Raw genomic sequence first — 20,295 nt, 5'->3', positions numbered from 1 at the left:
GTTTGCGCCCGGCCGAACATCTGTCTTCACTCTCGATCGCCGCCTGCAAACGCAGGCCCCGCAAGGCTAATCGGGACAGTATGGTCAGCCCGTGCAAGTATCGCCCAAGCCATGGGTACGCAGCAAACCACATTTTGGATGCCCAACCCCCTACGGTGGACATAGGTAATTGTTTGCGGTAGGTGCCAAAAGTGCTGGTTTGACAAAGGGATCGGCGCTGCACCATGATCAGCCGAAGCCACATTTCAGGCGGCCGCGCGGCGCATTGACGCACACCATCCTCTTCCGCAGCGCAACAGCGACGGCCGCAATCGACACCATGTCAGCCCTCCTCCTTGCCCTGCTGGTCCTGATCAGCGCCTTTTTTTCCGCTTCCGAAATCGCCCTGACGGCCTCGCGGCGCACGCGTCTGCAAACCCTGGCCGACGACGGCGACACCCGCGCCCTGCGCGTGCTGCAGCTCAAGGACATGCCGGGCAACTTCTTTACGGTGGTGCAGATCGGGGTGAATGCGGTGGCCATCCTGGCCGGTGTCATCGGCGACAGCCAGATTTCGGTGCCGCTGGCCGCGGTGCTGAGCGACTGGCTGCCGGCTGCCCGCGCCGAACGGATCGGCAGCATCGCCGGCTTCATCATCGTGACGGCGCTGTTCATCCTCTTTGCCGACCTGCTGCCCAAGCGCCTGGCCGTGCTCTACCCCGAGCGCTGCGCCATGTCGATCATCGGGCCGATGCAGTCGTGCCTGCGCGTGCTGCGGCCGGTGGTGTGGCTGTTCAACGGGGCGGCTGACATGTTCCTCAAGCTGTTTGGCGTGCCGACGCACCGCGTCGAGCAGATCACCACCGAAGACATCGCCGCCATGGTGGGCGCGGGTGCCGAGGCCGGCGTGCTGCGCAAGCACGAGCTGGCCGTGATCGAGAACGTGTTCGAGCTGGAATCGCGCACCATCACTTCGGTCATGACCGTGCGCGACGAGGTGATCTACTTCACGGTGGACGAGCCGCTGGAGTCGATCAAGATGAAGATCATTGCGCAGCCGCACGCGGAATACCTCGTCTGCCGCGAAGACATCGACTCGGTGCTCGGCTTCATTGCGTCCAAGGACATCCTGCAGCAGATCCTGTCGGAGGAATCCTCCTCCGTGATCCGCAACATCAGCAAGCACTACGACAAGAACCTGCTGGTGCTGCCCGATACGCTCAACCTGTCACAGGCGCTCACGCGCTTTCGCGAGATGCACGAGCGCTTTGGCGCGGTGGTCAACGAATACGGGCTGGTGGTGGGTGTGGTGACGCTCGACGACATTGTCGGCGCGGTGATGGGCGACATCCTGTACCTGGGCGAAGACGAGCAGATCGTGCGCCGCGATGACGGCTCCTGCCTGATCGACGGCGTCACGCCGCTGGGCGACGTCAAGCGCGCCTTCGACCTTGACGACCTGCCCGGCGAACACCATGTCGAAACGCTTGCCGGGCTGGTCATCTACGCGCTCAAGCGCATTCCCAAGAAGAGCGAAAGCGTCGATATCGGGCCGCTGCATATTGAAGTGCTCGACATCGACAACCACCGCATCGATCAGTTGCTGGTGTCGCGGCGCATCGACCCGCCGGCAGCGACCGTGCCCTCGGCGTCGTGAGCGGCAAACACCTCCTTGGCGGCAAACATGCCGTTGAGCGCCGCCGGGAAGCCCGCGTATAGCGCCATCTGCAGGATCGTCTCGGTGATCTCCTTGCGCGTGAGCCCCACGTTGAGCCCTGCCGCAATGTGCACCTTCAGCTGCGGGGCCGCGTTGCCCAGCGCCGTGAGCGCGGCAATGGTGGCGATTTCGCGCTCGCGCAGCGTCAGGCCAGGGCGGCAGTAGACATCCCCAAACCCGAATTCGACGATGTAGCGGCCGAGGTCGGGCGCGATGTCGGCCATGGCCTCGACCACGCGCTCGCCGGCCACATCATCGACTTCCTTGAGCTTTTGCCAGCCCCGCGCGTAGCGGTCGTCCTGCAGGTTGGCGTGGTTTGCCGCTTGTGCGGTGTGGGCGGTCGGGGTCATGTGCGTCCTCGTTCGGTTGGCGTTTCGGCTTGTGCTTCGATTTGAGAGATGAGGAAGCAGAGCCCTTCGCGCCTTCCGTGGCCTCCGTGCCTTCCGCGGCTTCAATCCGCGCCCGGATGCCGTCGTAGACGACGAGTTTGACGCGCAGCACGGCCAGCGTTTCGGCCCGCGCGCGCAGCTCCGCTTCCAGCGCCGCCGCATGCAACTCCAGCAGGCGTTGGCGCGCCGACACACTCTCCAGACTGTCGCCCTGCCGCCGCAGCGCGGCGTACGCCTGCATCTGCGCGATCGGCATGCCGGTATCGCGCAGGCGCAGCAGGAACTCCAGCCACGTCATGTCTTCGGCTCGGAAGACACGATGGCCGTTGTCACGCCGCTGCACGCTGTCGAGCAGGCCGATGCGCTCGTAATAGCGCAACGTATGCGTCGACAGGCCGGTGGCTTCTGCAACTTGGGCGATGGTCAGGAATGTGGTCATGAACGGAGCTTAGAAGTTAGAGCGCACTCTAAGTCAAGCGACTTTACGCGAATTCTTCCGGACCGCCCAAAACAAAGCGCCGGCCCCTTTTCGGAGGCCGGCGCCTGGGTGTGCAGAAAAAACGGCAGGCTGCCGCTGATCAGCCGCCCACGCCGTATGCGCTCTTGTCCTGGAGCTTCGGACGGTGGTCGCGTTTCTTTTTCTTCTTGTGATGGTGTGCCTTCTTCTCGCCTGCGGCCGGTGCCGACGCCGCCGGTGCCGGCGCGGCGGCGGGCGCAGCAGGGGCTGGAGCGGCCGGGGCGGATGCCTGCGCGAATGCGCCGGCGCTGAAGACTGCAGCCACAAGGGCAGCCAAGAGCTTGTTCATCGTGTTGTCCTTATAGAAGAGACTGGTTTGTGGCGCGTTCCGGTATCGGATGGAGCGTGACCCAATGCGCTCCCGCGCCTGCTGTGCAATGCGCGGCCCGATATCGGAATGACCCCATCGGAATGACCCGCGCATCACCACGCAGTGTGGTGTAGGCGCCAGCGGTTGTCCACCCGAAGCCTGACAGTACGCCCACGCGCTGGGCAGCGCCTTGATGTGTCTCAACCCATCGCAACGAACATCGGAGCCGGAGAAACGTGCTTTGTTACGCGCGCTTACACCGTGGGCAGAACGCTTACAAACGGCGGTCAGCGCGTGCGCAATGTCAGGCGTTTTTGGAGGCATGGATCGCAAATGGGACGAGATCCATGTATCTGGAGTCCCAACATCCCGCTTGTATCTGATTAAGGAGTCTCACATGAAAGTCGCTCAATCCCTGGCCGCTCTGATCGTTGCTGGTGCCTTCGCAGCCCCCGTGTTCGCAGCTGGCACCGCCTCCGCACCGGCCGCCGCACCTGCACCGGCAGCGACCGCTGCAGCGACGACCACCGATGCCGCTTCGGCACCGAAGGCTGAAGCCAAGCACGAGAAGAAGCACGCTCACAAGAAGGCCCACAAGGCTGCAGCCAAGTCGGAAGCCAAGACCGACGCCGCTTCGGCACCGAAGGCCGCCGCGCCCGCCAAGCAATAAGGCAGTCGCGCCATGAAAGACGCCGGGATATTCCCGGCGTTTTTTTTTGCCTGTTTCCCATTGCATCCATGCAGAGATGCCTCAGAGGCTTCCCCTCTTCGATCGGGGTCCAGCGCTCCGACGGTTCCACTAGAATGGCGTGCCCGCCGTTTCCGTCGCTCACATTCCTTTCGAATTTCCGCCCTCCCATGCCGCTGTCCTCGCGTGCCCTGCCCCGCTTTGCGTTCTTCCTTCTGATGATCATCGGCGCATTGAGCACCACCGCGAGGGCACAGACAGCACCGGCCGCCAACGCGGAAAACACCGCCGAAGCCAGCGACTGGAGCATCGCTGTCGGCCCGGCGATTTACACGTCGCCAAAGTATCCGGGCGCGAAATCGAGCTTCGTGTTTCCGTGGATCGATCAGGAAATCGAATACAAGCACCGGTTCTTTTCGAAAGGGATGGACTTTGCCGGCGTGTACCTCGCCAACAACGACACGTGGCAGGTGGGCGGCAACTTCCAGTTCGACCCGACATGGCGCCATGCGCATGACGACGCGCGCCTGAATGGCCTCGGCAATGTCAACGCCACGGTGCGCGCGAAGGCGTTCGCGCAGTACACGGTGTCGTTCCTCACGCTGTCCACCGATGCGGAGCAGGACATTCTTGGCAACCGCCAGGGGTTGATCGCCAATGCCGATGTCTACGCGAGTGCGCCGGTCGGCCGCTGGCTGTTCAGCCTCGGGACCGGCGTGTCGTGGACGAACGGCCAGTACATGCGTACGTTCTTCGGCGTGGACGATGGGCAGAGCGCGCGTTCGGGCTTGCCGGTATTTGCCACGCATGCGGGGCTGCGCGACATCCACTTCAACGCCATCGTCACGTGCAAGCTCGATGACCGGTGGACGGCCAATGGCTCGCTCACCGTCGCGCGACTGCGTGGCGATGCGGCAGACAGCCCGATCACGCAGCGCCGCCAGCAGACCACGGCCATGGCATCGCTCACGTACCGGTTCCGCTGACATTTCCGCCAGCATCGGGCGCCGCGATGTGCGCAATCGCTTGCGCAGGCAGGAGGTTGTTTGCCTTGCGCCTCGTGCGAACGAGGCAATCCGATCATGAAACCAGAACTTGCCCCGCGCGCCTCTCACCCAAACGGACCATGCTTCCTTTTCACAACAGGCATGCACCTGGATTAGCGCAATCGCCCTGCTTTTTTTGCTAGTCTGTTTCGCAAGCGGCGATCACTTCCGATCAATGCGCGGGCAGTGAACGGTGTCTTCCCACCGGCGGCGGACACCGCAAGACAGGAGGGCTTGACCATGTTGCGGTGGATTGCAAACTGGGCCTTGAGCCACGCACCCTCTCCCGAGAAGCAGGCCGAACGCGCGCTAAGCGAATTGCGCATGGAGCTGTACCAGGCAGAGCAGCGCGTGATGGATGCACAAATGCACGCGGACTATTACCGCGCCCGTATCACGTTCCTGGAAGACGTCGTCAAGAAGGGCATCGAGCGCGTCTCCGACCAGCGCAAGGGCAAGCAGGAAAGCGCCCACGCATTGCGCGCCGGGCTCAAGTTCACTGCTGAGCTGTGGCGCGAATCGCAATCGCGCGATTCACACATGCTCCGGCGCCGCACGGCAATGTCGTTCATCGAGCCGCACGACGCGCAGGGCGACGACTCGCATGCGCCGAAGATCCACCACTTCTCGAAGATCCCCGTGGATTCGGCGTTCGACGACAACGTGAGTGCGCTGCCCTCCAAGCACGCCGCGGCGGAAAAGGCGTAGCGCGTGCGCTGGCCGGTGCGGCCAGCCCGCAGTGAGCGCCCTTCTGCTGCGTCGACACGTTCGGCTCCGTGCGCAAGCGGTGGCGCCTACGGGGCCACCATCGACACGCCGTACTGGGCAAAAATCCGCTGCAGTTCGCCGCTCGCACGCAGCGCGTTGAGCGCGCTCTCGAGCGCCTGCGCCAGTTCGCGCTGGTCCGCCTTGACGGCCATGCCGATCGCCCAGCCACGTGGCGGCAACAGCGGCGACTGGAGTTCGGTTGCCACAAAGCGCGTGGCAGGTTGGCTCTGCGTTTTCAGCGCGTTTTCATACTGCGCGCGCGTCACCATTGCCGCGGCAATCTGCCCGGAAAACAGTGCACGCAGGGCCTCGTTGGCCTCCGGATAGATCTTCACCTTGTCCCGCAGGCCGCCGTTGGCGCCTGCAAGCAGTGCGCTCGCACCGCCCGATCCCTGCTCGGCGCCAGTCGCCTGGCCGGCAAGGTCTTCGAAACTGCTGACCTTGCCAACGCGGTCGCTGTCGTACACCAGCACATAGGCTTCGCGCAGGTACGGCGCAAAAATCAGCACCTGGCCATTCTGGCGAATGAAGTTCGGGTCGACCGGCACATGCAGCATCACGTCGGCCGGACCATACCCAAGGTAATGTCCCTTCCAGACCATGTTGCGCAGGTCGCCCGACATGCCGTCGTCATCGGCATCAAACGGCAGCAACGACGCCGACAGCCCCATCTGCTTGCCGAGCGCGTTGGCAAGCGCCACGTCGATGCCGCTGAACTGCCCCCCGACGTTATCGGAGAACGGCGGCAGACCCTTGTACAGCGCGACTTTCAGCGCGCCGCTCTGGCGGATCTTCGCCATGTCGGCGTGGGCCGGCGCGATACTGCCCACCATGGCTGCCGCAGCCAACAGCAGGCTGGCAAGGCGACGTAAGACGCGGGCCGCAGCCAACCGAAAACGGGCGTTCATGAGACCTCTCCTGGCGGAAAAAAATGCGCGAGCCGACGCACACGAAGGCAGGGACAGCATCGGCTCGCAAAGCTGCCATAGCGGCAGGCCGACCTACTACTCCTGTACGCGGCGCGATTCCAGATACGTCTTGATCGACCAGACCGCTTCCTGGCTGAGCACGCCGTCAAAGGGCGGCATGTAGACGCGGCCGTCGCGGGTGCGCCCGTGGCGGACCGTGGCGGTGAAGTACTGCGAGACCTCGCCGTAGCAGGCTTCCTTCTTCTTGGCGTCGGCCAGCGACATGCAGTCGGTGTCGAGCTTGCGCAGGTCGGGGGCGATGCCGCCGGAGATGGCCTCCAGCCCATGGCAGCGCGCGCAGTTCTGGTTGAACGCAGACGAACCGATCCGCAGTGCTTCGTCGTGTGCGGGGCCCGTCCGGTATGGATTGTCCTGACGCCAATCGGCGCCGAGTTGCGGTAAGGTGTGCGTGTCTACGGCCTGCGGTGTGACATCGCCGTGAGCGGATGCGGCTGCGGGCAATCCCCCGGCCAGAAGTGCGCAGGCAGAAAGCAGCGCGAGCAAGTTGCGAGGCGTTTTCAAGAGTGTCTCCTTGTTGTCGTTGAAGCGATCTTTTGGAGGCATTTCTGCAAGAGCCATACCAAGGCGAAAACCTGCCGGCAATCCCGGGCAACGTCCCTTAGGCGCTCCAGAGACCGGAAGCCGGGGTTGGCACAGGTGCTCAGGAATGCAACACCCTGGCAAGGGTCTTGCTTCATGGCGCAACACTTCCGGTTCGTAACTTGACGAAGTCAGGCGATCCGGGCGACCCGCACACAGATTGCGGGCGAGGTTAAAGGAGACACACCATGACCCCTCACGCGGCGCCCGGCCCGCGCGCTTCCGACAACGCTCCGGCCACGCTCGGTGACGCACCGCACGATCAGCCCGAACTGATCGCGCAATCCCATGAACGATCCAAGTCCTACGGCCTGCGGCCCTACGAGTCGCCCGACTTCTGCCCGGTGCTGCACAGCGAGCTGAAGACCGAGATCGAGCGCAGTCAGTCGCTGTTCACGCACGCGCTGCCCGTGATGGAGACGCTCTACAGCCAGATCGTCAACACGCAGAGCATGGTGATCCTGACCGACACCTCGGGCCTGATCCTGCATTCGATGGGGGACGACGATTTCCTCGCCCAGGCCAGCAAGGTGGCGCTGCAGCCGGGCGCGCTGTGGTCGGAAGCCAGCCGCGGCACGAACGCCATCGGCACGGCGCTGGCCGACGGCAAACCCACGCTGGTCCATGGCTCCGAGCATTACCTGCAGGCCAACCAGTTCCTCACCTGCTCATGTGCGCCGATCTTCGATCCGTACGGCGCCACCGTCGGCGCGCTCGATGTGACGGGCGATCATCGTGGCTTCCACAAGCACACCATGGCGCTGGTGCGCATGTCGGCGCAGATGATCGAGAACCAGTTGTTTGCGAACACCTTCCAGGACGTGGTCTGCATCCACTTTCACTCACGCCCGGAATTCATCGGCACGCTGGTCGAAGGCATTGCAGCCTTCACGCCGGCGGGGCGCTTCCTGTCGGCCAACCGCAGTGGCGAATTCCAGCTCGGCCTGTCGATCCGCGCGCTGCATGCCCATACGTTTTCGTCGCTGTTTGGGTTGTCGATGTCGCAGCTGATCGACCGCGAACGCACCGCCGCAGCAGGCATCGTGCAGCTGCAGCTGCCCAGCGGCGTGAAGGTGTTTGCGCGCGTGGAATGGAAGCAGCTGGCCAACCGCATGGTGGGCGGCGCGATGGGCGCCGATCTCTCCGCCGACCGCGACAGCACCCCGCGCCGGGCCTACATCGAGCCGCCCCGGCAGCCCGCCAGCCTCGAAGCGCTGGACACCGGCGACGCGCAGATCCAGACCGTGATCGGCAAGCTGCGCAAGGTCATCGGCAAGGACATCCCGGTCATGGTCCTCGGTGAAACCGGCACCGGCAAGGAGCTGCTCGCGCGTGCCATCCACGCCGACAGCCCGCGCCACGCCGGCCCCTTCATCGCCGTGAATTGCGCGTCGATTCCGGAAGCGCTGATTGAATCCGAACTGTTCGGCTACGAAGAAGGCGCCTTTACCGGCGCGCGCAAGAAGGGCGGCATCGGCAAGATGGTGCTGGCCAATGGCGGCACGCTCTTCCTCGACGAGATCGGCGACATGCCGCTGCACCTGCAGGCCCGCCTGCTGCGGGCGCTGCAAGAGCGCGCGGTGTCGCCGCTGGGCAGCAACAAGCTGATCCAGGTGGATGTAACCGTCGTATGCGCGACCCACCGCAACATGCGGGAAATGGTGGCCAGCGGGCAGTTCCGCGAAGACCTGTACTACCGCCTGAACGGGCTGGTCGTGCGGCTGCCCGCATTGCGCGAGCGCACCGACCTCGACGTGGTGGCCGACAAGCTGCTGAAACTCGAACAGGCCGACGCGCCGCCCATCAGCGAAGCCGTGATGCAGATGTTCCGCAGCTATCACTGGCCCGGCAACATCCGCCAGCTCGGCAATCTGCTGCGCACCGCCCGGCTGATGGCGGAAGGCGCGCCGGAGATCACCGAAGACCATCTGCCGGACGATTTTCTTGAAGACTGGCAGGCGCGGCATGGTGACCAGCCGGCTGCGAACGTGGCTGGGGCAGGGGCAGGCGCGGTGGCAGCGGCTGCGCCGCCTGTCGCTCAAACCGTTGGCGGCACGCAGCCCAAGCGGCTGGCCGACGTGGAGAGCATGGCCATCATGGCGGCCGTGAAGGCGCATAACGGCAACATCTCCGCCGCGGCCAAGGCGCTCGGCATTTCGCGCAACACGATCTACCGCAGGATCGACGAAGCCGGCGGCCTGCCCTCAGACACCGACTGACCACGCCGACGCACGGATGGCAGCGGCCAGCGCTTTCGCCATCTCCCCCACCGCCAGGTGCCCGCCGGGCACCCACACCAGCCGCGGATGCGGATTCGCTGCAGACACCCGCAGCGCATTGCCGGGTCGGCAAACGTTGTCTTTGCGCCCATGCAGCAGCGTGACGGGCAATCCCCTCGCACCGATGCGCGCAGCCGCCAGCAGCAACGCAGATTTCCCGAGCCCCGCCCGCCGATACAGGTAATGCGCCTGCAGCTGGTACTTGCGCACCAACGCCAGCTGCTCCGGCCACGTCTGGCGACGTGCCTGCGGACGCAATTCCAGCAGCCGCTGTTCCGCGCGCTGCCACGCCCGGGCGATGTTCAATTTCTGAACAGTTGTACCAAGCTGCAACATGTCTGTTGCAACGAGAAGGCGACCGCGGGCCGCGGGAAAACCCTCGCGTCGCGCACCGACGCCTCGCAAGAGACCGCGACCGGCACCGCGCGCGTTGAACAGCGCCTGCACATCGTCGAAACCGGTGAGGAAAGCGCCGCGCAGCACCAGCGCCGATACAGCATCGGGAAAGCGATCGGCATAGGCCAATGCCAGCGCTGCGCCCCATGACCCGCCGACCACGCCCCAGCGCGCAATGCCGAGCGCAATGCGCAGTTGCTCGAGATCCGCCAGCAGCGCCGTCACCGTATTGCGCCGTAGCGAGCCGGCCGGTCGCGAGCGCCCGGCACCGCGCTGGTCCGGCAGCACCGCGCGATGCCGCAGCGGATCGAACCAGGCCGCCATTGACGGCGTGCAGCCGCTGCCCGGCCCGCCATGCAGCACCAGCCACGGTTCACCGCTGTCGGGCCCGCATTGGCGCACATGCAGGCGGTGGCCGTCCGGCGTGCGCAGGTTGAAGCCGACGGAGGTGGCCGGCCAGTCGGAAGTGGGCATGGATGTTGCCTTGATGACGATGCGGCAGCGCCGGGCAAACGCCTGCGCCACCGCTGAACACCGCAGTGCACTCACTAACTATGCCAACCCTCAAGGAGGAGACATGAACTGGACGACGCCCGCCTATACCGAACTGCGACTCGGGTTCGAGATCACCATGTACATCGCCAACCGCTGATGCTGCACGGCTGAGCACGCAAGGCTCCACGAACCCGCCGGTTCTTCACGGCGGGTTTTTTTTCGGCTCGCTGTGCGCGTGCATTAGCGCTATCCCCTGGCCGACTTCTTGCTCAATCCGCCCGACACGTTGGATTTGCATCATGACCATACTCAGGGTTCTCGGCTCGGCCGCCGGCGGCGGCTTCCCACAGTGGAACTGCAACTGTCGCAACTGCGACGGTGTGCGGCGCGGCACCGTGCGCGCCACCCCGCGCACGCAGTCTTCCATCGCACTGGGCGACGGCCAGCACAACTGGATCGTGGTGAATGCCTCGCCGGACATCCTTGCGCAGCTGCGCAGTTCGCCGGCGCTGCAACCGGCACGCACGCCGCGCGATACGGGCATCGTCGGCGTGGTGCTGATGGATGCACAGATCGACCACGTAACCGGTCTGCTGATGCTGCGCGAGCATCGCCAGGCGCTGCCTGTCTATGCCAGCGCCGCGGTCATCAGCGATCTGTCGACGGCCTTCCCGCTCACGCGCATGCTGTCGCACTACTGCGGGCTCGACACGCGCGCGCTGGCGCTGGACGGCACGGCGTTCTCGGTGCCGCCACTCGACGACGTGGCGTTGACAGCGATCCCGCTGGAGAGCAAGGCGCCGCCCTACTCGCCCAGCCGCAACGCGCGCCGCGTGGGCGACAACATCGGTTTGCGCATCGTCGATCGCAAGAGCGGCCGGCGTGCGTTCTACGCGCCCGGTCTCGCGCGCGTCGAACCGCATGTGTTCGACGAAATGGGCGCGGCTGACGTGGTGCTGGTGGACGGCACCTGCTGGCAAGACGACGAGATGCTCGCCCTCGGTTTTTCCACCAAGACGGCAGCCGACATGGGCCACCTCGCGCAATCCGGCCCCGGCGGCATGATCGACGTGCTCGACCAGTTGCCGGCCACGCGCAAGGTGCTCATCCACATCAACAACACCAACCCGATCCTCGATGAAGAGTCGCCGCAGCGCCGGGAGCTGGAGGCACACGGCATCGAGGTGGCTTACGACGGCATGGAAATCTCGCTATGACACACCCTGTTGCCTGGACCGCCGAAGAGTTCGAAGCACGGCTGCGTGCGAAGCAGGCGGGCTATCACATTCATCATCCGTTCAACCTGCGCATGCGCGCGGGTGAATGCACGCCAGAGGAAATCCGCACCTGGGTGGCGAACCGTTTCTACTACCAGGTCAACATCCCGCTCAAGGATGCAGCCATCCTGTCCAACTGCCCCGACCGGGCAACGCGGCGCGAGTGGATCGTCCGCATCCATGACCACGACGGCGACGACGCGCAGCCGGGCGGCATCGAGAGCTGGCTGCGCTTAGGCGTTGCCGTGGGCCTGACGCGCGACGCACTGTGGTCTCACCGGCATCTGCTGCCGGGCGTGCGCTTTGCGGTGGATGCGTATGTGAACTTTGCGCGCCGCGCGCCGTGGCAGGAGGCGGTGTGCTCCTCGCTCACGGAGATGTTCGCGCCGGACATCCACAAGGAACGGCTGGCCGGCTGGCCCGACCACTACCCGTGGGTGCAGCCTGACGGGCTGGCGTACTTCCGCTCGCGCATTCCACTGGCCTCGCGCGACGTGGAGCACGGCCTGCGCGTGACACTCGACTACTTCCGCACGCCCGAGCAGCAACAGCGCGCGCTGGACATCCTGCAGTTCAAGCTCGACATCCTCTGGTCGATGCTCGATGCCATCCAACAGGCCCACGCCCATGAACCCGCCCTTGTCTGATCCAGCCCACCCCACGCTGCACCGGACCTTCCGGCTGCAATGGGAAGACATGCAGCAAAGCTGGGTGCTGCTGTATCCCGAGGGCATGGTCACGCTCAATGACAGCGCCGCCGCAATCCTGCAGCGCTGCGACGGTGCGCATACCCTCGACATGCTGATCGACGACCTGCAATCCGCCTTTGGCGTGCAGGGCATCGCTCCGGAGGTCCACGCCTTTGTCAAACATGCATTCGAACGCGGCTGGCTCGTTTGACGCCGAATCGCTGCTGGCACCCGCGGCGACGCCCACGCCCGGGCCGCCGCTCTGGCTCCTGGCCGAGCTGACCTATCGCTGCCCGCTGCATTGCGCCTTCTGCTCCAACCCGGTCGACTACACGCAGCACGATCAGGAACTCACCACCGAGCAGTGGTGCGATGTATTCACGCAGGCCCGGGCGCTGGGCGCGGTGCAGCTGGGCCTGTCGGGCGGCGAACCGCTGTTGCGCAAGGATCTCGAAACGCTGGTCGCGCATGCGCATGCGCTCGGGTTCTACGTGAACCTCGTGACGTCGGGGGTGGGCCTGACCGATGCGCGGCTTGGCGCATTGCGCGCGGCGGGGCTCGACCATATCCAGTTGTCGTTCCAGGACTCCACGCGCGAGCTGAACGACTTTCTCTCCAGCACGCGCACCTTTGACCTGAAGCGCCGCGTGGCGGACCTGATCAAGGCCCACGGCTATCCGATGGTGATGAACTGCGTGATGCACCGGCACAACCTGCCGCACATCGGCGCCATCATCGACATGGCGCTGGAGATCGGCGCTGAATACCTGGAGCTGGCCAACACGCAGTACTACGGCTGGGCTTGGGAGAACCGCCTGGCGCTGATGCCGACCCTCGAGCAACTGCGCGATGCCGAAGCGGTGGTGAACGACTACCGCACCCGCATCGGCGGCCGATGCCAGTTGCTCTACGTCGTGCCGGACTACTTCGAACAGCGCCCGAAGAAGTGCATGAACGGCTGGGGCACGACGTTTCTCGGCATCGCGCCGGATGGCGTTGCGCTGCCCTGCCACTCTGCGCGCATGCTGCCCGGGCTGGAACTGCCCAACGTGCTCAGTCAGCCGCTGCGCGACATCTGGCGAAGCAGCGACGCCTTTCAGCGCTTTCGCGGCACGCATTGGATGCCCGAGCCGTGCCAGTCGTGCGAGTCGCGCGAGGAAGACGCAGGCGGCTGCCGGTGTCAGGCCTATCTGCTGACGGGCGACGCGACGCGCACCGACCCGGTGTGTGGCAAATCGGCAGATCGCGGCACGCTGCAGACGGTGGTGCTGCAAGGCCGGATGGCCGCGATGAACGGGTTCGGGCACATGCGCGACACCCGCACCGGCGAGGTCCCCATCGTGTTTCGCACGGATGCCAACTCGCGCCGGCTCACGCGGCCATAGAACGCAATCCCGGAAAAGAGAAAGGGCCGGTCAATGCCGGCCCTTTTTTCCTGGCGAACACCGCAGAAACTCAGGAGCCCGTACTCAACACCCAGGTCACGAGTTGCTTTGCTTCGTCTTCCTTGAGGTTGGGATGCGGGGGCATCGGGATGCGGCCCCACGCGCCCTTGCCGCCTTCACGGACTTTTTGCGCCAGTCTGGCTGGCGCATCGGCATCGCCCTTGTATTTGGCGGCCACGTCGGCAAAGGCGGGGCCGACGATCTTGGCATGCATGCTGTGGCACGAAAAGCAACCGCTCTTGTCTGCGAGGGCCTGCATGTCGGGCGCAGCGTGGGCGGGCGCCGCCCCGATTGCTGCAGACACGACGGCCAGCAGCGAGAACACTCCATTACGCATCATCACGATCTGAAACTCCTTGAAGCTGTGCGAGAGGCTGCGCGCCGCACGGGGCGCACAGCACTCCACCACGCACGTCAGTTCTTGTGCAGCTTGAACACCCAAACCGAACCGCCCTGCTCCAGGAAGTTCACGCGCTTGGCCACTTCACCGCCCCACAGCGGCACTGCACCACCCCAACCCGACACCACGGCCACGAACTGCTCGCCCTTGTCTTCCCAGGTGACGGGCGGCGCGACGATGCCGCTGCCGGTCTGGAATTGCCACAGCTCCTTGCCGGTCTTGGCATCGGCCGCCTTCAGATAGCCTTCGGGCGTGCCCCAGAACACCAGGCCGCCGGCAGTCGTCATCACACCGCCCCACAGCGGCGCGTTGTTCTTGATCTGCCATTCGATCTTGCCGGTCTTCGGGTTGATCGCGCGCAGTGCGCCGATGTAATCCTCATTGAGCGGCTTGATGGTGAAGCCGGCACCCAGGTAGGCCGCGCCCTTCTTGTAGCTGACGGGCTCGTTCCAGATGTCCATGCCCCATTCGTTGGCGGGCACGTAGAACAGGCCGGTTTGCGGGCTGTACGCCATCGGCATCTGGTTCTTGCCGCCCAGGAAGCCGGGCTCGGCAAACACCGACTTGCCCTTCTTCTCTTCACCCGCAGCTTCGGCCGGATCGCCGGGGCGGTGGTCCGACGCGTAGTTGGGGCGGCCGGTCTTGAGGTCGATACCGGTTGCCCAATTGACCTTCACGAAGGGGAACGCGTTGAGCAGCTTGCCGGTCTTGGCGTCGTTCACGTAGAAGAAGCCGTTGCGGTCGGCCTTGCCGCCGACGCGCTTGCCGTCCATGTCGAACGTCACGAACTCGTTCACGCCGTCGAAATCCCAGCCGTCGTTCGGGGTGTTCTGGTAGTGCCAGACGATCTTGCCGGTGTCCGGATCGATGGCCAGCGTGGAAGACGAATACAGGTTGTCGCCCTTGCGCAGATGGCTGTTCCACGGGCCGGGGTTGCCGGTGCCGAAGTAGACCAGGTTGGTCTGCGGGTCATACGTGCCGCCCAGCCACGTCGATGCGCCACCGGTCTTCCACGTCTCGCCGGGCCAGCTTGCGTTGAGCGTGCCCGTCATGCCGTTCTCGGTCTTGTTGCCGTCCTTGTCGTACTTGTAGCCCATGTGGCCTTCGACCGTCGGCCGCGACCAGATCAGCTGGCCGGTCTTGGCGTCGCGCGCCTCCACACGACCCACCACGCCAAACTCGCCGCCCGACACGCCAGTCAGCACCATCCCTTTCACGATCAGCGGTGCAGCGGTGGTCGAATAACCGGCCGCGTAGTCATCGATCTTCTCTTTCCAGACGATCTTGCCGGTGTCCTGGTTGAGCGCGATCAGCTGCGCATCCAGCGTGGAGAAGATGACGAGGTTGTCATACAGCGCAGCGCCACGATTGACCACGTCGCAGCACGGCATGATGCCTTCGGGCAGACGCTGCTCGTACTTCCACAGCTTCGTGCCGGTCTTCAGGTCGATCGCATAGATGCGCGAGTACGACGCGGTGACGAACATCTTGCCGTTGTAGATCAGCGGCTGGGCTTCCTGCCCACGCTGCTTCTCACCGCCAAACGAAAACGACCATGCCGGCACAAGCTGGCTGACATTCTTCGTGTTGATCTTGGTGAGCGTGGAGAAGCGCTGCCCTTGCGTACCCATGCCCCAGGTCAGCACGTCGTTCGACGATTTCGCGTCGTTCGCGATCATGGCGTCGGTAACGGGGGGCGTTGCCGCGTGCACGGCAACACTTGCTGCCGCCATGGCAGCCGCAAGTGCAATCACTCGTAGTGTCCTCATTCTTGTCTCCTCTACCTCTCTTTATGGTCCAGGTCCGGCAGTGTGATGTCACACCGGTCGGACTCAGGGCAAATCCCGTGCCATCGAAAAACGCCGTGAAATCGCGGTTTCAGGCGACTTGCAGCGCGGTGTTGCGTGCCATACCGCAACACATCGTTTGTTCTGTTGCGAAATGGAGCAACGCAATGCATGCAGCCCGCGCAGCTTTACAGCGCGCGCGTGCGCCGGCCCGGCAACATGCGCTGCACGCAGCGCTGCGCATCGAACCACTGATGCTTGATCACCCCGGCAACGTGGAGCGCCATCAGGCAGAGCAACAGATCGGCCGTCGTACTGTGCACCGTGTAGAACATGTGCTGCAGTGCGCTGTCGACCCAGCCCCAGCGCGGCAGCGGCACACCCCAGAAACGCGTTCCGTATGCATTGAACGAAGACCCGAGATAGCCCGACACCGGCATGACGACCATGCACATGTAGAGCAGGCGGTGGGTGATGCGCGCCAGCTCCGTCTCCCAGCAGTGCAGCCCTGGAATGGACGGTGGCGCAGCGCGGCGGACACGCACAACCACGCGCCACGCAATCACCAGCGCCGCCGTCAGCCCGAGCGATTTATGCAGATTCACCAAGGCCGCCTTCCCCGGCGCGCCCTTGGCCAGACCGGTCATGTAGAAGCCCAGCGCGAACAGGCTGCCTAACAGCAAGGCGCTCACCCAATGCAAGGCGATCGGCAGGCCCGCGTAGACGGGTGGATCAGCGCGGCGCATCGAGGCTGCCCACCGAGGTTGGATACGTCACCACGCCCCAGGGCAGCTTGTAGCCCGGCAGTGCATCGACAACCTCGCGCTTCTGCGGATCGATCACCTGCACGGTGTTCGAGCGGCCGCAGGCAAGCAGCAGCTTCTGGTCACCCGGCGTGAAACTGAAATGCCAGCAACGCTTGCCGACCGGGATGGTGGCCACCGGCGCAAACGTGCGGGCATCGAACACCTGCAGCTGATCTGCGCGGCTGGCGGCCACCCAGAGATATCGGCCCTCTCGATCAAACGCGACACCGTATGGGCCCTGCCCCGTCGGCACGGTCTTGATCGGGTTGAAACCTGCATCCAGCAATAACAGGTTGTTCGAATTTTCCAGCGTCACCACATAGGTCTTTCCGTCCGGCGCGATCTTGATGCCGCGCGGCCGATTGCCGAACGGTGCAACATCCACCCGCCGGATCTGCTTGAGCGTCGACAGCTCGTAAACGCCGACCGTGTTGTCGCCCTCATTGGCGACCAGCAGCAACGTGCCGGCCGGTGAAAACTCGATGGCTTCGGTCTCGCGTGCGGCCTTGATGCGGCCGACGACCGCCCACTGGTTGAGATCGATGATTGCGACTTCAGCGGGGGCTTCGTCCTTCTCATCGTCCCCTTCTTTCTTGCCTGGATTGTTCTTGCCTGGCGGCCCGCCTTCCGAGGATGGCTCGTACGTGACGAACGCCCGGCGGCCGTCGGGCGAGATACGCATGAACTCAACGTTCCTGCCGACCGCGATGCGCTTGACCTCCTTGCGCGTGGCCGTGTCGACCACGGACACATCGGCGCTGCCCTGGTTGGCCGTCAGCAGCCAGCGGCCGTCGGGCGTGACAGCAAGGCCGCGCGGGTCCTTGCCCACGGCAATCTCGTCGAGCCGTTTGAGCGTGTGTGCGTTCAGCACCGTGACGCCACCGCCCTGATTGGTGACATAGGCGACGGGGTCCGGCACCACGGCAACCGCCTGGAGCGTCGATACCCAGCCCACGCACAGCAGCGTGGCGATCCGGAGGTAAAAGGTCAGTGCGTTCATGGTGGTCTCTTCTGAGGGGCTCAGTCCGCGTCGGCACCCGCGGTTTTGCCTCCGAACGAATACGTCAGGCCAATCCAGATCGCGCGCGGCGATGCCGGCGTCATGAACTGCTGCGTCGCGAGCGTGTAGATGCTCCGCATGCCCGACAGGCCGTACGTGGAATAGCGCTTGTTGAACAGGTTGCTGATGTACGCTGAAATCTCGAGATGTTTCGTCGGCTTGTAATGCAGGTTCAGATTGACGAGGCCGTAGCCCGGCACCTCGCCGTTCGGGTCGGCATTGCTTTCGTTGCCGTGCGCGATCTGCTTGCTGACGAGGATCACGTTCCCGCCCATCGACAGGTTCGGGCTGAAGGCGTACGAGGCGCCGAGCTTGAGCGTCTTCGCGGGGATGCCCGGGATCTTGTTGCCGCTGACGACGTTCTGGCCGCTGGCCGTGGTGAATGCCGACTTGTAGATCGCGTCGACATAACCGAAGTTGGCCGACAGCGACCACTTGTCGATCTTCGTGCTCGCGCCCAGTTCAAAGCCGCGCCGCTCCGTCTTGCCGACATTCGCGAAGTAGCCGTACGTGTTTGATGTGGCGATGAACTGGATGTCATTGCTGAGGCGCGAGTCGTAGACCGACGCGCTCCAGTAGGTGGACTTGCCCAGCTTGCCGCGGCCGCCGAACTCGATGGTCTTGGCCACCACGGCCTTCAGGTCCGGATCGCCGTTGAACCCCGTGGGAAGCGAGCACGGGCTGTTCGGATCGGCGCACGACAACTCGATCGATGTCGGTGCTCGCATCGATTCGCTGTAGCTGCCGAAGATGCCCTGCCCCGCCCCCAGGTCGTAGTTGAAACCGAGCGCCGGGTTGAACCGGTGATAGCGGTGCGAGCCGGCCAGGCTGTTGGTTTCCGGTCCGGCCACCGCCCCGGGCGGGACACCGTTCGGAGCCGCTGCTGCGCCCGATCCCGCGTTCGAATACCGATACGCGTTGGCGTAACCGGGGTTGTAGTACGACACACCCGAGACTTCGTCTGTCCAGGAATAGCCGCCGTCTTCGTTCAGGTACCGGTTGTTGGCGCCGCCCTGGTTGAGCGTGGTGTAGTTGAAGCTGCCGGATGCGGTCACGCTCAGCTTTTCCGTCACGCTCAACGTATCGGTGAAGTACAGGCTGAAGTTGTTGACGTTGGACGACAGGTTGACCGCGCCGATGACGTTGCTGCCTGTGAACGATGCCGGATTCGACGCCGAAGGTGCCGATCCATTCGCGGTGAATCCGTACGCCTGATTGGGCGTCACCACCGCCTGATAGTTGATCAACCGTGCCAGAGATGTGGTCTGGTCGTACGTGATGCGGGAATGGTCGAACGCACCGCCGAAGGTGAACGTATTGTTGCGTCCCGCCAGTTGGCTGAAATTCGACCACTGCAGGGACGTACCCACCGTGTCTTCATGCGTGGCGGAATCGACGACACTCGTGTTGATGGCGTTGGTCCAACGGCCGTAGCCGAGCGCCAGCGCATTCGCGCCCGTCACGGCATTCACTGCCGTGCCATTGGGCGCCTTGTTCGCGCACTTGTACGTGGTGAGGCCGTCAGCGGTGGTCGTTGCCAGGGAGCCGTCGTCGTTGAAACAGCCGTCGTCGAGCTGCGCATTGCTGTTGACGTTGTGAAGGCTGGCCTTGCGGTAGTAGACGCTGCCGGCCAGCTGGTTGGTGTCGTTCAGCCAATGGCTGCCCTTCAGGTTCAGCAGCGCCATCCGGTTTGAGATGGTGTCGGGCCATGTATAGGCGGCACTGCGGTTGGCCATCATGTCCATCGGCAACGACTGCGTGCCGCTCAGCGACGTGTCTGCAAGTGCGGCCGACAGCTCCAGCTTGGTAGCGCCGTCGTTGCCGTGCCACCGCGCTTTTCCATACAGTTGCTTGACGTTCGAACCCGAGTGATCGCGAAAGCCGTCTTGCCGGTCGACGTTACCGGCGACGAAGTAATCGGTGCCGTGTGCCTTGTCGACGATACCGGTCTCAAAGCTCAGCGCACGGCGGCCAAACGACCCGCCCAGCGCCTCGATCGACGTGCCGGCGTTGTCCTTGCCGTTCTTGGTGTTGACGACCAGCGCGCCGCCCAGTGTGTTGAGGCCGAACATCGGATTGGAGCCCGGCAGGATGTTGACGCTGGACATCGCGTTCATGGGAATGAGGTCCCAGTTCACGATGGAGCCGAAGGGCTCGTTCATTCGCACGCCGTCAAAGTAGACCGACACGCCAATGGGCACGCCCAGCAGCGACGACACTTGAAACCCGCGGTAGTTGATGTCGTTCTGGTACGGATTGCCCGACCCGTTGCTGATGCTCACCTGACCCAGGTTGTCGTTCAGCAGGTCGGCCAGGTTCGAGTTGCGTTGCTCGCGCGCATCCTTGGCGCTCACGCGCTGCGCATTGGCCGGAAACTGCGACAGCGGCACGCCAATGCTGTCGATCGGGGTGGAGCCCACGACCTGCGCGGTCGGCAATGCCACCGCCACGATCTGGTCTTCGGCCGACGCGGGCGAGCAAAGCCCCACGGCAGCGAGCGCAGCCACCCCGCCAGCAAGGCGCGGCGCGGCATTGCGCGCACGGCAGGCGCCCTTCCCTGAACGGCTGGTATTCGAATGCACGAAGTGTCTCCCTGATGTTCTCGCTCGCGGTTCTCGGGGCGCGGGTCTCGATGACGCATCCCGGAGAACGGCGTGGCGGTGGCTAATCCCGGCAGGG

21 protein-coding genes are annotated in these 20,295 nt (G+C 64.4%); 10 read left to right on the top strand and 11 right to left on the bottom strand.

The window, feature by feature from the left end; translation table 11 throughout:
• Positions 1 to 319: 319 nt before the first annotated feature.
• Entirely contained in the window at positions 320 to 1,636 is a 1,317-nt protein-coding gene (locus N511_RS0119795; RefSeq protein ID WP_027680858.1) for a hemolysin family protein, read from the top strand.
• On the opposite strand, the gene N511_RS0119790 is transcribed toward N511_RS0119795, so the two are convergent.
• The 3 genes from N511_RS0119790 to N511_RS0119780 form a co-directional block, all read right to left on the bottom strand.
• On the bottom strand, positions 1,576 to 2,046 hold the full coding sequence (locus N511_RS0119790) for a carboxymuconolactone decarboxylase family protein (protein WP_027680857.1): 471 nt from the start codon (positions 2,044 to 2,046) through the stop codon (positions 1,576 to 1,578). The two genes, N511_RS0119795 and N511_RS0119790, sit on opposite strands and share 61 nt — an antisense overlap.
• Positions 1,949 to 2,524: a MerR family transcriptional regulator gene (locus N511_RS24385; protein ID WP_037027158.1), complete on the bottom strand. Its 576-nt coding sequence runs from the start codon at positions 2,522 to 2,524 to the stop codon at positions 1,949 to 1,951. Before N511_RS24385 ends, N511_RS0119790 begins: the two co-directional genes overlap by 98 nt.
• A 139-nt stretch (positions 2,525 to 2,663) precedes the next feature.
• Entirely contained in the window at positions 2,664 to 2,891 is a 228-nt protein-coding gene (locus tag N511_RS0119780) for a hypothetical protein (RefSeq protein WP_027680856.1), read from the bottom strand.
• Positions 2,892 to 3,309: 418 nt separating this feature from the next.
• Here N511_RS0119780 and N511_RS0119775 point away from each other — a divergent pair, with 418 nt between their 5' ends.
• The 3 genes from N511_RS0119775 to N511_RS0119765 all read left to right on the top strand — a co-directional run bounded on the left by N511_RS0119775 (position 3,310) and on the right by N511_RS0119765 (position 5,354).
• Positions 3,310 to 3,582 (top strand): hypothetical protein, encoded by a 273-nt coding sequence (locus N511_RS0119775; RefSeq protein ID WP_004631175.1) that lies wholly within the window; start codon positions 3,310 to 3,312, stop codon positions 3,580 to 3,582.
• Positions 3,583 to 3,770: 188 nt separating this feature from the next.
• The gene (locus tag N511_RS0119770; protein ID WP_027680855.1) at positions 3,771 to 4,586 is read left to right on the top strand and encodes a MipA/OmpV family protein; all 816 of its coding nucleotides are present in this window, start codon (positions 3,771 to 3,773) and stop codon (positions 4,584 to 4,586) included.
• A 327-nt stretch (positions 4,587 to 4,913) separates the two neighbouring features.
• A complete protein-coding gene (locus N511_RS0119765) occupies positions 4,914 to 5,354 on the top strand; it encodes a hypothetical protein (RefSeq protein ID WP_231479648.1) in 441 nt (146 codons plus the stop codon).
• An 86-nt stretch (positions 5,355 to 5,440) separates the two neighbouring features.
• On the opposite strand, the gene N511_RS0119760 is transcribed toward N511_RS0119765, so the two are convergent.
• Positions 5,441 to 6,322, bottom strand: a complete 882-nt coding sequence (locus tag N511_RS0119760; RefSeq protein WP_027680853.1) for a substrate-binding periplasmic protein — start codon at positions 6,320 to 6,322, stop codon at positions 5,441 to 5,443.
• Between the two features lie 96 nt (positions 6,323 to 6,418).
• On the bottom strand, positions 6,419 to 6,904 hold the full coding sequence (gene pedF / locus N511_RS0119755; RefSeq protein ID WP_027680852.1) for a cytochrome c-550 PedF: 486 nt from the start codon (positions 6,902 to 6,904) through the stop codon (positions 6,419 to 6,421).
• A 266-nt stretch (positions 6,905 to 7,170) separates the two neighbouring features.
• On the opposite strand from pedF, the gene N511_RS0119750 reads away from it, so the two are divergent.
• The gene (locus tag N511_RS0119750; RefSeq protein ID WP_027680851.1) at positions 7,171 to 9,201 is read left to right on the top strand and encodes a sigma-54-dependent Fis family transcriptional regulator; all 2,031 of its coding nucleotides are present in this window, start codon (positions 7,171 to 7,173) and stop codon (positions 9,199 to 9,201) included.
• Here the strand turns inward: N511_RS0119750 and N511_RS0119745 are convergent.
• Entirely contained in the window at positions 9,187 to 10,131 is a 945-nt protein-coding gene (locus N511_RS0119745; protein WP_027680850.1) for an alpha/beta fold hydrolase, read from the bottom strand. The two genes, N511_RS0119750 and N511_RS0119745, sit on opposite strands and share 15 nt — an antisense overlap.
• 103 nt (positions 10,132 to 10,234) lie before the next feature.
• Here N511_RS0119745 and pqqA point away from each other — a divergent pair, with 103 nt between their 5' ends.
• From pqqA to pqqE, 5 genes are all read left to right on the top strand, one after another.
• Complete coding sequence (gene pqqA / locus N511_RS25615; RefSeq protein WP_009277446.1) at positions 10,235 to 10,309, top strand: pyrroloquinoline quinone precursor peptide PqqA; 75 nt, start codon at positions 10,235 to 10,237, stop codon at positions 10,307 to 10,309.
• A gap of 142 nt (positions 10,310 to 10,451) precedes the next feature.
• Positions 10,452 to 11,369, top strand: coding sequence for a pyrroloquinoline quinone biosynthesis protein PqqB (gene pqqB, locus N511_RS0119735; protein WP_027680849.1), 918 nt, complete (start codon positions 10,452 to 10,454; stop codon positions 11,367 to 11,369).
• Positions 11,366 to 12,076 (top strand): pyrroloquinoline-quinone synthase PqqC, encoded by a 711-nt coding sequence (gene pqqC, locus N511_RS0119730; protein ID WP_027680848.1) that lies wholly within the window; start codon positions 11,366 to 11,368, stop codon positions 12,074 to 12,076. The genes pqqB and pqqC overlap by 4 nt, the downstream gene beginning before the upstream one ends.
• Entirely contained in the window at positions 12,057 to 12,329 is a 273-nt protein-coding gene (pqqD, locus tag N511_RS0119725; protein ID WP_027680847.1) for a pyrroloquinoline quinone biosynthesis peptide chaperone PqqD, read from the top strand. The genes pqqC and pqqD overlap by 20 nt, the downstream gene beginning before the upstream one ends.
• Complete coding sequence (gene pqqE, locus N511_RS0119720; RefSeq protein ID WP_027680846.1) at positions 12,301 to 13,503, top strand: pyrroloquinoline quinone biosynthesis protein PqqE; 1,203 nt, start codon at positions 12,301 to 12,303, stop codon at positions 13,501 to 13,503. The genes pqqD and pqqE overlap by 29 nt, the downstream gene beginning before the upstream one ends.
• 70 nt (positions 13,504 to 13,573) lie before the next feature.
• Here the strand turns inward: pqqE and N511_RS0119715 are convergent, their stop codons facing one another.
• The 5 genes from N511_RS0119715 to N511_RS0119695 form a co-directional block, all read right to left on the bottom strand.
• Positions 13,574 to 13,906: a c-type cytochrome gene (locus tag N511_RS0119715; protein ID WP_027680845.1), complete on the bottom strand. Its 333-nt coding sequence runs from the start codon at positions 13,904 to 13,906 to the stop codon at positions 13,574 to 13,576.
• Between the two features lie 71 nt (positions 13,907 to 13,977).
• On the bottom strand, positions 13,978 to 15,732 hold the full coding sequence (locus N511_RS0119710; protein ID WP_027680844.1) for a PQQ-dependent methanol/ethanol family dehydrogenase: 1,755 nt from the start codon (positions 15,730 to 15,732) through the stop codon (positions 13,978 to 13,980).
• Positions 15,733 to 15,938: 206 nt separating this feature from the next.
• Positions 15,939 to 16,496: a cytochrome b gene (locus N511_RS0119705; protein WP_027680843.1), complete on the bottom strand. Its 558-nt coding sequence runs from the start codon at positions 16,494 to 16,496 to the stop codon at positions 15,939 to 15,941.
• On the bottom strand, positions 16,483 to 17,556 hold the full coding sequence (locus N511_RS0119700; protein WP_027680842.1) for a beta-propeller fold lactonase family protein: 1,074 nt from the start codon (positions 17,554 to 17,556) through the stop codon (positions 16,483 to 16,485). The genes N511_RS0119705 and N511_RS0119700 overlap by 14 nt, the downstream gene beginning before the upstream one ends.
• A gap of 20 nt (positions 17,557 to 17,576) precedes the next feature.
• Positions 17,577 to 20,198 (bottom strand): TonB-dependent receptor domain-containing protein, encoded by a 2,622-nt coding sequence (locus tag N511_RS0119695; RefSeq protein ID WP_027680841.1) that lies wholly within the window; start codon positions 20,196 to 20,198, stop codon positions 17,577 to 17,579.
• Positions 20,199 to 20,295: the final 97 nt, after the last annotated feature.

Source organism: Ralstonia sp. UNC404CL21Col (assembly GCF_000620465.1).
Lineage (GTDB): Bacteria > Pseudomonadota > Gammaproteobacteria > Burkholderiales > Burkholderiaceae > Ralstonia > Ralstonia flatus.
This window is presented reverse-complemented; position numbering and strand designations above follow the sequence as displayed.